Source organism: Streptomyces sp. NPDC014891 (genome assembly GCF_043081085.1).
Lineage (GTDB): Bacteria > Actinomycetota > Actinomycetes > Streptomycetales > Streptomycetaceae > Streptomyces.
Genome location: NZ_JBIBWF010000005.1, coordinates 161,501 through 175,940 on the forward strand (window position 1 = coordinate 161,501; position 14,440 = coordinate 175,940).

12 protein-coding genes are annotated in these 14,440 nt (G+C 72.7%); 2 read left to right on the forward strand and 10 right to left on the reverse strand.

From position 1 onward, the window contains the following. Positions 1-50: 50 nt before the first annotated feature. The 6 genes from ACF09E_RS16090 to ACF09E_RS16115 all read right to left on the reverse strand — a co-directional run bounded on the left by ACF09E_RS16090 (position 51) and on the right by ACF09E_RS16115 (position 7,652). Positions 51-890 (reverse strand): DUF1932 domain-containing protein, encoded by an 840-nt coding sequence (locus ACF09E_RS16090; RefSeq protein ID WP_392205757.1) that lies wholly within the window; start codon positions 888-890, stop codon positions 51-53. Positions 891-1,133: 243 nt separating this feature from the next. Next, a complete protein-coding gene (locus tag ACF09E_RS16095) occupies positions 1,134-2,489 on the reverse strand; it encodes a hypothetical protein (RefSeq protein WP_392205758.1) in 1,356 nt (451 codons plus the stop codon). A 63-nt stretch (positions 2,490-2,552) separates the two neighbouring features. Beyond that, positions 2,553-4,169, reverse strand: coding sequence for a citramalate synthase (gene cimA, locus ACF09E_RS16100; protein WP_388793764.1), 1,617 nt, complete (start codon positions 4,167-4,169; stop codon positions 2,553-2,555). Between the two features lie 282 nt (positions 4,170-4,451). After that, positions 4,452-5,783, reverse strand: coding sequence for an MFS transporter (locus ACF09E_RS16105; RefSeq protein WP_392205759.1), 1,332 nt, complete (start codon positions 5,781-5,783; stop codon positions 4,452-4,454). A gap of 167 nt (positions 5,784-5,950) precedes the next feature. Continuing rightward, positions 5,951-6,496: a TetR/AcrR family transcriptional regulator gene (locus tag ACF09E_RS16110; protein ID WP_361851144.1), complete on the reverse strand. Its 546-nt coding sequence runs from the start codon at positions 6,494-6,496 to the stop codon at positions 5,951-5,953. A 139-nt stretch (positions 6,497-6,635) separates the two neighbouring features. Next, complete coding sequence (locus ACF09E_RS16115) at positions 6,636-7,652, reverse strand: agmatine/peptidylarginine deiminase (RefSeq protein WP_388793760.1); 1,017 nt, start codon at positions 7,650-7,652, stop codon at positions 6,636-6,638. A gap of 303 nt (positions 7,653-7,955) precedes the next feature. Here ACF09E_RS16115 and ACF09E_RS16120 point away from each other — a divergent pair, with 303 nt between their 5' ends. Beyond that, positions 7,956-9,377, forward strand: coding sequence for a cytosine permease (locus tag ACF09E_RS16120; RefSeq protein ID WP_392205760.1), 1,422 nt, complete (start codon positions 7,956-7,958; stop codon positions 9,375-9,377). A gap of 217 nt (positions 9,378-9,594) precedes the next feature. Here ACF09E_RS16120 and ACF09E_RS16125 read toward each other — a convergent pair whose 3' ends face one another. From ACF09E_RS16125 to ACF09E_RS16140, 4 genes are all read right to left on the reverse strand, one after another. Further along, positions 9,595-10,683 carry a branched-chain amino acid aminotransferase gene (locus ACF09E_RS16125; RefSeq protein WP_392205761.1) on the reverse strand — a complete coding sequence of 363 codons (1,089 nt, stop codon included), beginning with the start codon at positions 10,681-10,683 and terminating at the stop codon, positions 9,595-9,597. Between the two features lie 255 nt (positions 10,684-10,938). Beyond that, a complete protein-coding gene (locus ACF09E_RS16130; protein ID WP_392205762.1) occupies positions 10,939-11,979 on the reverse strand; it encodes a 3-isopropylmalate dehydrogenase in 1,041 nt (346 codons plus the stop codon). An 80-nt stretch (positions 11,980-12,059) separates the two neighbouring features. After that, positions 12,060-12,191 carry a hypothetical protein gene (locus ACF09E_RS16135; RefSeq protein ID WP_260461862.1) on the reverse strand — a complete coding sequence of 44 codons (132 nt, stop codon included), beginning with the start codon at positions 12,189-12,191 and terminating at the stop codon, positions 12,060-12,062. 239 nt (positions 12,192-12,430) lie between these two features. Then, on the reverse strand, positions 12,431-13,333 hold the full coding sequence (locus ACF09E_RS16140; protein ID WP_392205763.1) for a LysR family transcriptional regulator: 903 nt from the start codon (positions 13,331-13,333) through the stop codon (positions 12,431-12,433). Between the two features lie 101 nt (positions 13,334-13,434). On the opposite strand from ACF09E_RS16140, the gene ACF09E_RS16145 reads away from it, so the two are divergent. Further along, the gene (locus ACF09E_RS16145; protein ID WP_392205764.1) at positions 13,435-14,439 is read left to right on the forward strand and encodes a zinc-binding dehydrogenase; all 1,005 of its coding nucleotides are present in this window, start codon (positions 13,435-13,437) and stop codon (positions 14,437-14,439) included. Position 14,440 lies beyond the last annotated feature (1 nt).

The window sequence follows — 14,440 nt, forward strand, 5'->3', positions numbered from 1 at the left end:
TCCCCGATCGCCGGAGCCGTGACCTTCGCCCGGCCCCTCCTTCGACGGTCTCAGGGTCGGGCGTCCCTGAGTGCCTGCAACGCCTCGGCCACCTCGAGCCGCCCCTCTGCGTCCGGTGACCACCGCTGGAGCGTCTCCGCCGCTGCCCGCACGGTGTCGGCCGGCAGACCGACGGAATCCAGGAGGTCGGCTGCATCCGCCAGCTCGGGGGCCCAGCGCCACGCCCTGGCAGCAGTCTTCGGGATGTAGTCCGTCTCCATCAGGTAGCTGCGCGTGCGTCCACCGGCCATGTCGAGGAGTTCGTCCGTGACTCCGTAGGCGTCGGCCGCACCGTACGCCAGGGCGGCTACCAGCCGAGACGTCTTCTGGTAGGCCGAGTAGATCAGTTTCAGTACGGAGGCCTGCCCGAGTTCCTGCCCCACGACACGTGCCACGACGTCCGTTCCCCTGAAGAGGTCGGCGACGCGCTCGGCGGCGGCACTCTCACCCGACAGGTACAGGCGCGGCGACTTGCCGCCGGTGGGCGGCGAGCCCACGACAGCTCCGTCGATCACCGTCGCGGGCCGCATCCCGGCCGCGAGGGCCACGACCCGCTCGGGTGCCAAGGGGTTCGCCTCGACGAACACCGCTCCCTCCGCGAGCCCCAGGGTCGCTGCACGTGCCGCGACGTCCTCCGCAGCGCTGGGTGCGCAGAGGGACAGGACGATGTCGGCCCGGCGAACCGCCTCCTCGAACGACGCGCCTTGCAGGCCGGCCGCGTCGGCCCGGCGGCGCGTGGCGTCGCTCCTGCCCTCGGGGCACCACAGCACGGTCGAGCCCCGCGCGCGCAGCTGGGCACCTACGGCGGCTCCCATGCTTCCGGGGTGCAGGAGGGTGACCAGTGGCGCCATGACGATCTCCAGAGGGTCTGAGCGGGCCCGCGCGTGCCGGGGCGCACCGCAGTCGGAACGCGTCGGCCAGGGCGTCGACGGCCCTCATGCCATCGGGCGCCGGCGTCCTGTGGACGGCCCGCTCTGACGTAGGCGGCTTCGAGGCCACGTACCCCCGGGCGGTGCCGGTCCGTTTCCCCGTCGAGCGCCGTGATCGTCGCAGCCTACCCGCGGTGCCGGAGCCACGGCGGAACCGCCCTGGCCCTAGAACCCGCCCCCGCCGAAGTCGCCTCCGCCTCCGCCGCCGAAGTCGCCGCCTCCGAAGCCGCCGCCGTCGCCGAAGCCGCTGCCTCCGAAGTCGCCGGTGTTGAAGTCGGCTCCCGAGAAGTCGCCGCCCTCGAAGTCGCCGCCGCCGTACTCGGCGGCGTAGGCCGGGGTGGAGAGCATCGAGCCGAGGACGGTGCCCATCAGGAGGCCGGGGAGCAGGCCGCCGCCGAAGTAGCCGCCGGCCCAGGGGCCGTAGGCCGGGCCCGCCTCCCAGTACGGGCGGCGGACGCCGTCCGCGTCCACCGTGCGGGCCATCGGGTCGAGGCCGTCGTCGAGGCGGGACGCGTCGGCCGCGCAGACCGGGACCTGGCGGGCCGTTCCGCCCGCCGGGCTCCAGGTGCGGTCCTCGGTGGAGGGACCGTGCCGAGGGTCGAAGAAGCAGGGGGCGCGGCGCTCGGGCAGCGGCCGGGACTCGCGGCGGGCGGCGAGGACGGCCAGCGCGTGGCGGCCGTCGTCCAGGGCCTCGGTGACGGCGCGGACGTCGTGGGGCCGGGCGGCGGAGGCCATCAGGGACTTCGCCTTGTCGTACGAGTCGAGGGAGCGTTCGTAGTCGGCGCGCATGGCGTCGTCGGCGCCCGGCTCGGCGGGGTGGAAGTCGAGGCGTTCGAGTTCCTCGCCGAAGGCGGTGATGTCCTCGTCGACGACGACCCGGAGCTTGTCGAGTGCGGCGCGCTCCTCCGCCTCCTTGCGGAGCCGCTTGCGCCGGGTGACCGCGTAGGCGCCGGCGCCGCCCGCGACGACCACGGCGCCCAGGGTGACGAGGCCGGCGACGGGGACGTCCGAGTCGGTGCCGACGGCGCCCCAGCCGGCCGGGGCGGAGCCCCGCAGGGTGGGCAGGGCCTGGTCGACGAAGTTGTTGAGTTCGGTGGCCGCGTCGACGCCCGGCTGGCGGACGGAGGTGACCAGGTTGCGCACGGCCTGCTGGGACATCACGGCGCGGTCGGCGCCCGCGTCGAAGCGGTCGCCGAGGCGGACCGCGTAGAGGCCGGTGACGCCGGTCTGCGTCCGCAGGTTCGCGAGGAGGTCCTTCGGCGGGAACTGGGCGTTCGCGGGCAGGACCGCCACGAACAGGGGCTTGTCCGCGTCCTTGATCTTCTGGGCGAGGGCGTTCGCCTCGGACGTCGACAGCTGGTCGGCGGCGCCCGGGTCGACGTAGACCGGGCCCTGTCTCAGGGCGGCGGCCGCGTCGGGGATCCACGTGGCCCTGGCACCCGCGGAGGGGGCCAGGACCAGGAGCAGCAGCAGTATCAGCCCGCCGAGGGCCGACAGTACGGAGAGCGGCCTGGTCCTCATGGTTCGACGCTACCCGAAGCGCGACAAACAAGACATAGAGCGGCGCTTCGGGCAGCGGGCCGGCTACTCGGCGGGGTCGATCCCGGCCCGCAGCACGCCGTACGTGAAGGCGTCCTCCAGGGCCTGCCAGGAGGCCGCGATGACGTTCTCGCCGACGCCGACGGTCGACCACTCGCCGTTGCCGTCGCTGGTGGTGATCAGGACGCGGGTGGTGGACTCGGTGCCGTGGCGGCCCTCCAGGATGCGGACCTTGTAGTCGACCAGCTCGAACTTGGCGAGCTGCGGGTAGATCCGCTCCAGGGCGAGCCGCATCGCGCGGTCGAGGGCGTTGACGGGCCCGTTGCCCTCGGCGGTGGCGACGATCCGCTCGCCCTTGGCCCAGAGCTTCACGGTGGCCTCGTTGGCGTGGGTGCCGTCGGGGCGGTCCTCGACGATCGCGCGCCAGGACTCGGTGCGGAAGTAGCGGCGGGCCCGGCCCTCGGCCTCCTCCCGGAGGAGCAGCTCGAACGAGGCGTCGGCGGCCTCGTAGGTGTAGCCCTGGAGCTCGCGCTCCTTGACCCGCTCGACGACACGGGCCACGAGCGCGCGGTCGTCGCCCAGGTCGACGCCGAGCTCCTTGCCCTTGAGCTCGATGGAGGCCCGGCCGGCCATGTCGGAGACCAGCATCCGCATGGTGTTGCCGACCAGCTCGGGGTCGATGTGCTGGTAGAGGTCGGGGTCGACCTTGATCGCGGAGGCGTGGAGCCCGGCCTTGTGCGCGAAGGCGGAGACGCCGACGTAGGGCTGGTGGGTGGAGGGGGTGAGGTTGACGACCTCGGCGATGGCGTGCGAGATCCGGGTCATCTCGGCGAGGGCGCCGTCGGGCAGCACCTTCTTGCCGTACTTGAGCTCCAGGGCGGCGACGACGGGGAAGAGGTTGGCGTTGCCGACCCGCTCGCCGTAGCCGTTGGCGGTGCACTGGACGTGGGTGGCGCCGGCGTCGACGGCGGCCAGGGTGTTGGCGACGGCGCAGCCGGTGTCGTCCTGGGCGTGGATGCCGAGGCGGGCGCCGGTGTCGGCGATGACCGTGGCCACGACGGCCTGGATCTGGGCCGGGAGCATGCCGCCGTTGGTGTCGCAGAGGATGACGACGTCGGCCCCGGCCTCGTGGGCGGCGCGGACGACGGCCTTGGCGTAGTCGGGGTTGGCCTTGTAGCCGTCGAAGAAGTGCTCGCAGTCGACGAAGACGCGGCGGCCCTCGGAGACCAGGTGAGAGACGGTGTCGCGGACCATCTCCAGGTTCTCGTCGAGGGTGGTGCGCAGGGCGAGCTCGACGTGCCGGTCGTGCGACTTGGCCACCAGCGTGACGACCGGGGCGCCGGATTCGAGGAGCGCCTTGACCTGCGGGTCCGCGGCCGCGTCGCCGCCGGGTCTGCGCGTGGCGCCGAAGGCGACGAGCTGCGCGTTCTTGAAGTCGATCTCCTGGCGGGCGCGGGCGAAGAACTCCGTGTCGCGCGGGTTGGCCCCGGGCCAGCCGCCCTCGATGAAGCCCACGCCGAACTCGTCGAGGTGCCGTGCGATGGTCAGCTTGTCCGCGACGGTGAGGTTGATGCCTTCACGCTGCGCCCCGTCGCGCAGCGTCGTGTCGAAGACATGGAAGCTGTCGTCGAGGCCCGGGCTCTCGGCGTTCTCCGTGGTCATGGCTGTGATGGCTCCTGTCGGATGTGGCTCCGGAAGGTATGGATCCACTTGCCCCCATTCTCACGCGGCGTCGGTCTCCGGCGCGGGTGGGGCCGGAAAACGAAAAAACCCCTCGCGGGTGCGAGAGGTCTGCGCGCGGGTCTGAGGCACGGTGTCCACTGCCGCGGGGGTCGTGCCGCGATTCAGTGGCCACTGCGGACCGGCGCGCTGCTGCCGATAATCATCGTGGTAGCAAGCACGCCGGAAGTCTGACACAGGTGGCGTCCCGGCGGGACGGGGATCTCACGATACGGGCAGCCGGTCCGGCTCGCGGCCGGGCCGGGCGTCGCCTCCGTCCGTGCCGACCCGTCCCAGGTCGATGTCCCGGGTCTCGCGCATCGTGAGGTAGACGACCAGGGAGACGGCCGCGCAGCCCGCCACGTACCAGTAGAAGCCCGACTCGACGCCCGCGTCCTTGAACCAGAGGGCCACGTACTCGGCCGTTCCGCCGAAGAGGGCGTTGGCGACGGCGTACGGCAGGGCGACACCGAGGGCGCGGATGCCGGTGGGGAAGAGCTCGGCCTTCACGCAGGCGTTGATCGAGGTGTAGCCGGTGACGACGACCAGCGCGAGCAGCGAGAGCCCGAGGGCCGGCCAGAAGGAGCCGGCGTGCTTCAGCATCGTCAGGATCGGGACGGTGAGGAGCGTGGAGCCCACCGCGAAGGTGATGAGCAGGGGGCGGCGGCCGATGCGGTCGGAGAGGCGTCCGGCCAGCGGCTGGAGGCAGGCGAAGACGATGAGGGCGCAGAAGGAGACCAGGGTGGCGGTCTGCTTGGGGAGGCCTGCGGAGTTGGAGAGGTACTTGGTGAGGTAGGTGGTGTACGTGTAGTACGCCACGGTGCCGCCCATGGTGAGCGCGACGACGAGGAAGGCCTCGCGCCGGTGCGCCCAGAGCGCCGTGAGGGTGCCCTTCTGGTCGCTCGCGACCCCGTCGTCGGCGGTGGTCTCGTACACCTCCGTCTCCAGCATCGTGCGGCGCAGGTAGAAGACGACGGCCGCGCCGAGGGCGCCGAGGACGAAGGGGATGCGCCAGCCCCAGCTGTGCAGGGCCTCGGTGGAGAGGGTGTGCTGGAGGACGAGCAGCAGGCCGAGGCCGAGGATCTGGCCGGCGGTCATCGACACGTACTGGAAGCTGGAGGCGAAGCCGCGGTGCTCGGGGGCCGAGGCCTCGGTGAGGTAGGTGGCGCTGGCGGCGTACTCGCCGCCGACGGACAGTCCCTGGAGGAGGCGGGCCACCAGGAGGACCGCGGCGCCGCCGTACCCGGCGACGGCGTAGGTGGGCGCGACCGCGATGAGGAGCGCGGAGGCGGACATCAGGGTGACGGTGAGGGTGAGGGCCGCCTTGCGGCCCCTGCGGTCGCCGACCCGGCCGAGGAGCCAGCCGCCGACGGGACGCATGAAGAAGCCGACGGCGAAGATGCCGGCGGTGTTCATGAGTTTGGCCGTGTCGTTCCCCTCGGGGAAGAACGCCCCCGCGAAGTAGGTGGCGAAACTGGCGTACACGAACCAGTCGAACCACTCGACCATGTTGCCGGCGGAGCCGACCCAGATCTTCTTCCAGTGCTCTCGTCCCATGGACCGGAACCGTGCCGGAGGTGACGCCGGGGCAACAAGGGTGCAGCGGGCAACGATCCCGTGTACTTGCGTGCGTTGTGGTCGCGGCCCGGGCGGGGACGGCGGCGGGCCGGCCCGCGGCCAGGGTCGCGGCCAGGGTCGCATCAGGGTCGCGGTCAGGGTCGCGGTCAGGGTCGCGGCAGCAGGTCCTGCTCGATGAACTCTCGTACGTGCGCCAGGACTTGCTCGCGTCCGGTGCCGGGCACGCCGACGGCGACGTGCACGCTGAAGCCGTCCAGGAGCGCCCTCGTGCGGGTGGCGAAGCGGTCCGGGTCGACCGGCCGGAACTCGCCGCGCGAGACGCCCTCGGCGAGGATCGCGACCAGGTCGCGGTGCCAGGCCCCCTCGATGGCGGCCTGGCGGACCCGGGCGTCGGCGTCCGCGTTCTGGGACCGGTTCCACACCTCCAGCCAGAGGATCCAGTGCGGATCGCGCGGGCCGTCGGGCACATAGACGTCGACGTACCCGTCGAGCCGCTCGCGGGCGGTCCCGGGCCGGGAGAGCAGGGCGCTGCGCTCCGCGCCGAGGCGCCCCTCGCTCCACTCCAGGGTCTGGAGCAGCAGCTCGTCCTTGGTGCGGAAGTAGTAGAGCAGGTGCCCGCTGCTCATCCCGACCTGCCGCCCGAGCCCCGCCATGGTGAGCCCGTCGAGCCCGCGCTCGGCGATGGTGTCCATGGCGGCGGCGAGCAGCTCCTCGCGGGGCGGGGCGGCCTGGTTGCGCCGGCGGGGCGGGGCGGCCGCGACGGAGGGGCGGGAGGGGTCGGAGGGGTCCATACGGGTCACTCGTACGTTCTACCTCATCCCCCTCCCGGCCTCAGACCTTCGGCTGCTGCTGGGTGATGCAGTGGATACCGCCCCCACCTGCGAAGATCGTGCGGGCGTCGACCAGGACGACCTCGCGCTCCGGGAAGAGGCGGCGGAAGATCTCGGCGGCCAGCTCGTCGTGCGGGTCGTCGAAGGCGCAGAGGACCACGCCGCCGTTGCACAGGTAGTGGTTGATGTACGAGTAGTCGACCCAGTCGCCCTCCTCGTCCTTCAGGACGGTCGGGGCGGGGATCTCGACGACCTCCAGGGGGCGTCCCTGGGCGTCGGTCTGGCCGCGCAGGATGTTCACGTACATCCGGGAGCGCTCGTAGTCGGGGTGGGCCGGGTCCTGCTGGCTGTGGACGAGGACCGTGCCGGGGCGGGCGAAGGCGGCGACGATGTCGACGTGGCCCTGGGTGCCGTAGAGGCCGTAGTCGCCGCTGAGGCCGTGCGGGAGCCAGATCGCCTTGGTCGTGCCGAGCTTGGCGTGGATCTCGGCCTCGACCTGCTCGCGGGTCCACCCGGGGTTGCGGCCGGAGCCGAGCTGCACGGTGTCGGTGAGCAGGACGGTGCCCTCGCCGTCGACGTGGAGGGCGCCGCCCTCGTTGACGAGGGGGGAGGAGAGGACCGGGACGCCCGCCGTGTCCGCGACGTGCCGGGCGATCTTCGAGTCGTGCTCCCAGCGGGCCCAGTCCTGGGCGCCCCAGCCGTTGAACACCCAGTCGACGGCGGCCAGTGCGGTGCCGTCGGTGACGAAGGTCGGGCCGATGTCCCGCATCCAGGCGTCGTCGAGGTCCCGCTCGACCAGCTCGACGTCCTCGCCCACGAGGGCGCGGGCGGAGTCGGCGTCGCCGGGGGCCACCACCATCGTCACGGGCTCGAAGCGGCGTACGGCGCGGGCCACGGACGCCCAGGCCGTACGGGCCTCGGCCAGCTCCTCGGCGTTGGTGAAGGTGGGGTTGGGGCTGGGCCAGGCCATCCAGGTGCGCTCGTGCGGCGTCCACTCGGCGGGCATGCGGTAGGTCATGGTGACGGGTCCTCGTGGGGCTAGACGGTCCGGGTGGGCCGGGGGCGTTCGCAGGGCTGGTCGTCGGGACGCCCCGGCCGGTCGGAGCGGTGCAGGTGGGTCGGCGCAGGCGGGTCGGGGCGGGCGGTCGGTGCGGCCGGGGTCCGCCGTCCCGCGTACGGGGCGGGCCGTCCCCTCGCCACTCTTTTGAGCGACACTCTAAATGTTCAGCCGCTTTCCTCCAAGCATTGACTCGGCGTGCTGGCTCAGGTCACATTGAGCGTCGCTCTAAATATGCCCGCCGCTCCCGTCCCAGGAGACCCCATGCCCATAGAACAGCGCGGAGTCGACACCGTCCCCGAGGCCGAACGCACCAGCGGGCCCCGGGATCTCGTCGCGATCCTGCTCGGGTCCAACCTCTGCCTGGGGGTGATCGTCTTCGGCTGGCTGCCGGTCTCCTTCGGGCTCGGGCTCTGGGCCTCGGTGACCTCCGTCCTCACCGGCACCCTGGTCGGCGTCGCGGTCACCGCCCCGCTGGCCCTCGTGTCGCTCCGCACCGCCACCAACCTCTCCACCTCCTCCGGCGCCTTCTTCGGTGTCCGGGGCCGGCTGGTCGGCTCGGTGGTCGGCCTGCTGCTCTCCCTCGGCTACACGGCGCTGACCCTCTGGATCGGCGGCGACGTGATGGTGGGAACGCTTGCCCGGCTGGTCGGCCTCCCGACCGGCGGCGCCGCGCACGCGGCCGTCTACGCGCTGCTGGCGGCCGGAACCGCGGTCGCCGCGGTGTACGGCTACCGGCTGCTGCTCAAGCTGAGCAAGGCGCTCTCGGTCGTCATGACCGTGCTCCTCGCCCTCGGACTCCTGGCGTACGCCGGCGACTTCACGGCGGCCGCCGTGCCGGACACCCCCTACCTGCTCGGCTCGTTCTGGCCGACCTGGCTGCTCTCGGCGGTGGCGGCGGGCCTCAGCGGACCGGTCGCCTTCATCACCCTGCTCGGCGACTACACCCGGTACGTCTCCCCCGAGCGGCACAGCTCCCGGTCCGTCTGGCGGGCCACCTGTCTCGGCCTGCTCGTCGGACTGCTGGTCCCCCAGCTCTTCGGCACGTTCACGGCGCTCGCCGCCCGCGGCGGACTCGACTACGCCGGGCCGCTGGTCGCCGCCTCGCCCGCCTGGTACCTCGTCCCGCTGCTGCTCGCGGCCACCGCCGGATCCGTCGGCAACGCGGGGCTGATGCTGTACTCGATGGGCCTCGACCTGGACGCGATCCTGCCGAAGGCCACCCGGGCCCGGGCCACGCTCGTGGTCGCGGCGGTCGCGACGGCCTTCGTCTTCCTCGGACACTTCGCCTCGGACGCCCAGTCGGCGATGACCTCGTTCGTGCTGCTGCTCACGGCGATCGGCACGCCCTGGGCGGTGATCACCCTGATCGGGCACGTGCGCTGCCGCGGCGCGTACGACCCCGAGGCCCTCCAGGTCTACAACCGGCGCTCGCGCGGCGGGATCTACTGGTACTCGGCGGGCTGGCACCCGCGCGCCACCGCCTCCTGGGCGATCGGCGCGGCGGTCGGCCTCGCCGGGGTGTCGACGCCCCTGTACGAGGGGCCGCTGCTGGCGCTGACCGGCGGGATCGACTGCAGCTTCGTGCTGTCGGGCCTCGTGGGCGGAACCCTGTACGCGGTCCTGACGCCGAACAGGGCCCCGGTGGACGCGACGGCTCCGGAGGCCCTGGCGACCGCGGAGTAGGACCGGCCTCCTCGGACGGGGCCGGGCCAGGCCCGGGACCCGGTCAACGGGCAGAGCCGTGGGCCCGGCCGCGGGACGGATCGCGGGCCCCGACGGCGGGCGGGACTCCGGGCCCGATCCGAGGGAGCCGTTCTCAGGGAGCCGTTCTCAGGGAGACGCCCCGCCGGCCGGGCCGTGGGCCCGGCACGGCCGGCGGGGCGTCCTCCGAGGCGGGCGACTAGCCCAGCTGGTGCATCCAGCCGTGGACGTCCTCGGCCTTGCCGGTCTGGACGGCGAGGAGCGCCTCGCGGAGCTTCATCGTGACCTCGCCGGGCTCGCCGCCCGACTGCTGCCACTCGCCCCGGGCGGACTTCACCGTGCCGACGGGGGTGATCACGGCGGCGGTGCCGCAGGCGAAGACCTCGGTCAGGGAGCCGTTCGCGCTGTCGGCCTGCCACTGGTCGATGGAGACGCGGCCCTCCTCCGGCTCCAGGCCGAGGTCCGCCGCCAGCCTGAGCAGCGAGTCGCGGGTGATGCCGGCGAGCAGCGAACCGGTGAGGGTGGGGGTGACGAGCTTGTTCCCGTACACGAAGTACAGGTTCATGCCGCCGAGTTCCTCGACCCACTTGTGCTCCACGGCGTCGAGGTAGGCGACCTGGTCGCAGCCCTTCTCGGCGGCCTCGGCCTGCGCGAGCAGCGAGGCCGCGTAGTTGCCGCCGGTCTTGGCGTCGCCGACGCCGCCGGGGACGGCGCGGACGCGGTTCTCCGAGAGCCAGATGGAGACGGGCTTCACGCCGCCGGGGAAGTACGGGCCGGCCGGGGAGGCGATGACGACGAAGAGGTACTCGTTGGCCGGGCGGACGCCCAGGCCGACCTCGGTCGCGATCATGAACGGACGCAGGTAGAGCGAGGCCTCGCCGCCGTGCGCCGGGACCCACGCCTTGTCCTGCTGGACGAGGACGTCGCAGGCCTCGACGAAGGTCTCGACGGGCAGCTCGGGCATGGCGAGCCGGTGGGCGGAGGCCTGGAAGCGGCGGGCGTTGGCGTCGGGACGGAAGCTGGCGACCGAGCCGTCGGGGCGGCGGTAGGCCTTCAGGCCCTCGAAGATCTCCTGCGCGTAGTGCAGGACGTTGGTCGCCGGGTCCAGGGAGAGCGGGCCGTACGGCACGAGCTGCCCGTCGTGCCAGCCCCGGCCCTCGGTCCACCGGATGGTGACCATGTGGTCGGTGAAGTGGCGGCCGAACCCGGGGTTGGCCAGGATCGCCTCGCGCTCCGCGTCGGACAGCGGGCTGGAGGAGGGCTTGAGCTCGATGGTGGGCGTCGTCATGAGTGCGTGTCCTTCACCGGTTGTGTGTGTCGGACCGCGCTCACGCCTCAGTCTGCGGCTGACGTCCGCGGTACGTGGACGTCCGAGCATGCCCGCATGCCGCGGCCCCACGTTCGATTATCGCTCGTGGGGGCCGGTGCACGAAACGGGTGAACACGGTCCAGGGTTCGATGGTTGCACCCTGCGGCCGCACAGGTACAGCCGCCGGGCGCTGAGGCGACCCGGCGGCTGCTGTGGAGAGTCAGTCGGCGCGGGTCAGCTCGCTACTCGCGCGGCGAGCGCGTCGCCGATCTCGTCCGTCGTGCGGACGGAGTCGCCCCGCTCGGTGAGGTCGGCCGCGACGGCCTCCTCGACCCGGGCGGCCTCGGTCTCGTAGCCGAGGTGGCGGAGCAGGAGCGCGACGGAGAGGACGGTGGCCGTGGGGTCGGCCTTGCCCTGACCCGCGATGTCCGGCGCGGAGCCGTGGACCGGCTCGAACATGGACGGGAACGCGCCGCTCGGGTTGATGTTGCCCGAGGCGGCGACGCCGATGCCGCCGGAGACGGCCGCGGCGAGGTCGGTGATGATGTCGCCGAAGAGGTTGTCGGTGACGATCACGTCGAAGCGGGCCGGGTCGGTGACGAGGAAGATCGTCGCGGCGTCGACGTGCAGGTAGTCGGTGGTGACGTCGGGGAACTCGGCCGCGACCTTGGTGAAGATGTCCGTCCACAGGTGGCCGGCGAAGGTCAGCACGTTGTTCTTGTGGACCAGCGTGAGCTTCTTGCGCGGGCGGGCCTGGGCGCGGGCGAAGGCGTCGCGGACGACCCGCTCGACACCGAAGGCGGTGTTGACCGAGACCTCGGTGGCGACCTCGTGCGGGGTGCCCTTGCGGATCGTGCCGCCGTTGCCGGTGTACGGGCCCTCGGTGCCCTCGCGGACCACGACGAAGTCGATCTCGGGCTGCCCGGCGAGCGGGGTGGCGACGCCGGGGAGCAGCTTCGAGGGACGCAGGTTCACGTGGTGGTCGAAGGCGAAGCGGAGCTTCAGGAGGAAGCCGCGCTCCAGGACCCCGGACGGCACGGACGGGTCGCCGATGGCGCCGAGCAGGATGGCGTCGTGCTTCTTGAGCGAGTCGAGGTCGGCGTCGGTGAGGGTCTCACCGGTGGCGTGGTAGCGCTTGGCGCCGAAGTCGTACTCCTCGGTCTCCAGCTTCACGTCCTGGGGAAGGACGGCCGCGAGGATCTTGAGGCCCTGGGCCACGACCTCCTGGCCGATGCCGTCGCCGGGAATGACTGCGAGATTGATGCTGTGAGACATGTCGGCACCCTACTCTTCGTCCCATCGTCTGACACGTCTCGTCCATCATGCGGACGAAGCGCTATTCGGACGACGGTGGGTCAGTGGCCGGTGGAGCCGCCGTTGTCACGGCGGTCGAGGGCGCGCTGGAGGGCGGCGGCGGCGTTCTGGCGGGCCTCGTCGCTGGGACGGTTGGCGGAGTGGCGGACGCGGCGGGCGGTCTGAGTTGCCATGGGGGATCGACTCCTTGAGATCAGTGGTGATCTGAAGTGCGGAGATCAGTGGTGATCGAAGGCGCCGGCAGGGGCGGGGAGCGCCGCCGCAGGGGTTGCCTGCACAGGGCGTCGCGCTCTCGACCGCCATTCGCTGATGAAGCGAGACGTTCGGCTTCTACAAAGCTAGGGCAGGTCCCCTCATCTGTCTCCACAATTACTCGGACTTCCTACTATCTGAGACGGCGCGCCACGGCGCGTCAGCCCGCGATGGCCCGCAGCTCGCGGATGAGGGCCCGTACGGCGAGCGAGGAGGCCAGCTCAGGGGTGGTGACGTAGCCGACGGAGCGGGTCGGGCGGTCCGGACCGAGATCGGTGATCTCGACCGAGGGCGGCGCTCCGACCAGGGACAGCTCCGGCATGACCGCCATCCCGAAGCCGGTGCCCACCATCGAGAGCACTGTCCCGTCGTCCTCGGCCCGGACGGTGGCGGGCGGCAGCCACTCCTGCCCGGCCCACCAGTCGCGCGTGTACGAGGTGCAGTTCTCGGTCCAGTCGATGAGCGGGAGCGAGCGGGGTGCCGGATGGCCCGCCGGGTGCACCAGCGCGTACCCCTCCTCCACCAGGACGCCGCCGACCAGTTCCGGCGGGACGGGCGAGGTCGTGCCGAGCGTCGCGATGCCGAGGTCGGCCCGCCCGTCGAGCACCTCGCCGGCGGTCCCTCGCCCCACCTCCCGCACGATCCGCACCTCGGGCACGATCCCCGGGTGCCGCTCCGTCAGACGCCCCAGGGCCCGCGGGAGCAGATGGAGCGCGGCGCTGCGGAAGGCCGCGATCCGCAGCGGCCCGGCGAGGACGCCCGCGCCCGCGCCCGCCCCGGCGCCTGCCGCCGCACTCGCCGCGGCGCGCACCTCGGAGCCCATCACCTCCAGGAGCCGGAGGACCCGCCGGGCGTGCGCGAGGGCCACCGCGCCCGCCGGCGTGGGGGTCGCGCCGGACCGGCCGCGGTCGAAGAGGACCGCGCCCAGCCGCCGCTCGCTGCCCCGCACCGAGTGGGAGACCGCGGACTGGGTCATGCCGAGGACGGCGGCGGCCGCCGAGAAGCCGCCGGTGTCGGCGACGGCGACGAAGACGCGCAGTTCGCGGGGCGCGAGTTCGGTCACGGGGGCTCCCACCTGTATCTATGAGCGGCGTTCATGGAGGGGCCGCGGCCATCGACGCTACCCCCTGCCCGGCCGCCGGATTCCTTCCTACGGTCGGCGGCATGACGAACGACACCATGATCACCGTCCGGCAGACCGCCCGTCCGGACGGCTTCCCCACGCCCGGCCTCTTCGCCTTCACCGAGTCCGCGGTCCCGGCACCGGAGCCGGGCACCGCCCTGGTCGAGAACCTCCAGTGGTCGGTCGACCCCTACCACCGCGAGGCGATGGACTCGGACGAGATCTGGACCCTGGGCTCCCCCATGGAGGGCCGCACGCTGGGCCGGGTCCTGGAGTCCCGCGACCCCGCGCTGCGGCCGGGCGACCTCGTCCTGCACCGCCGGGGCTGGCGCACGCACTCCGTCGTGTCCCCCGCCGAGGCGAGGAAGGTCCCGGACCTCGGCCCCGGCGTCCCGCTCGCGGCGCACCTGAGCCTGCTCGGCGGTACGGGCCTGTCGGCCTTCGTCGGCCTGACCCGGATCGCGCGCCTCCAGCCGGGTGAGGACCTGTTCGTCTCGGCCGCGGCGGGCGGGGTGGGCACCGCGGCGGGCCGGCTGGCCCGGCTGCTGGGCGCGGGCCGGCTCGTGGGCAGCGCGGGTTCGGCGCGGAAGGCGGCGTACCTGACGGAGCGGGTCGGCTTCGACGCGGCCTTCGACTACCACGACGGCCCGGTCCCGGAGCTGCTCGCCGCGGCGGCGCCGGACGGGCTCGACGCGGTGCTGGACGGGGTGGGGGGCGACCATCTGGAGGCGGCGATCGGCGCGCTGCGCCCGTTCGGGCGGATCGCCTGGGTCGGCGCGGTGGGCCAGTACCACTCGCTCTCCGCTCCCCCGCCGGCTCCGCGCAACCTCTTCGACGTGGTCGGCAAGAGCATCCGGCTGGAGGGGTTCCTGGTCCGCGACCACTCCGACGCCCTGGAGGAGCTGTACGAGCTCGCCGTTCCGGGGCTGCGTGACGGCTCGCTGCCCCTGGACGTGACGGTGGTGGACGGCTTCGAGCACATCGTGAGCGCGTTCCTCGGGATGCTGCGGGGCGAGAACCTGGGGAAGATGCTGGTCGCCCGATGAA

Coding starts and splice junctions, on each gene's coding strand:
- ACF09E_RS16105 (WP_392205759.1), bottom strand. CDS start 5,783: ATGGGACGAGAGCACTGGAAGAAGATCTGGGTCGGCTCCGCCGGCAAC.
- ACF09E_RS16135 (WP_260461862.1), bottom strand. CDS start 12,191: ATGGCAACTCAGACCGCCCGCCGCGTCCGCCACTCCGCCAACCGTCCC.
- ACF09E_RS16090 (WP_392205757.1), bottom strand. CDS start 890: ATGGCGCCACTGGTCACCCTCCTGCACCCCGGAAGCATGGGAGCCGCC.
- ACF09E_RS16130 (WP_392205762.1), bottom strand. CDS start 11,979: ATGTCTCACAGCATCAATCTCGCAGTCATTCCCGGCGACGGCATCGGC.
- ACF09E_RS16125 (WP_392205761.1), bottom strand. CDS start 10,683: ATGACGACGCCCACCATCGAGCTCAAGCCCTCCTCCAGCCCGCTGTCC.
- ACF09E_RS16110 (WP_361851144.1), bottom strand. CDS start 6,496: ATGGACACCATCGCCGAGCGCGGGCTCGACGGGCTCACCATGGCGGGG.
- ACF09E_RS16095 (WP_392205758.1), bottom strand. CDS start 2,489: ATGAGGACCAGGCCGCTCTCCGTACTGTCGGCCCTCGGCGGGCTGATA.
- ACF09E_RS16120 (WP_392205760.1), top strand. CDS start 7,956: ATGCCCATAGAACAGCGCGGAGTCGACACCGTCCCCGAGGCCGAACGC.
- ACF09E_RS16145 (WP_392205764.1), top strand. CDS start 13,435: ATGACGAACGACACCATGATCACCGTCCGGCAGACCGCCCGTCCGGAC.
- cimA (WP_388793764.1), bottom strand. CDS start 4,169: ATGACCACGGAGAACGCCGAGAGCCCGGGCCTCGACGACAGCTTCCAT.
- ACF09E_RS16115 (WP_388793760.1), bottom strand. CDS start 7,652: ATGACCTACCGCATGCCCGCCGAGTGGACGCCGCACGAGCGCACCTGG.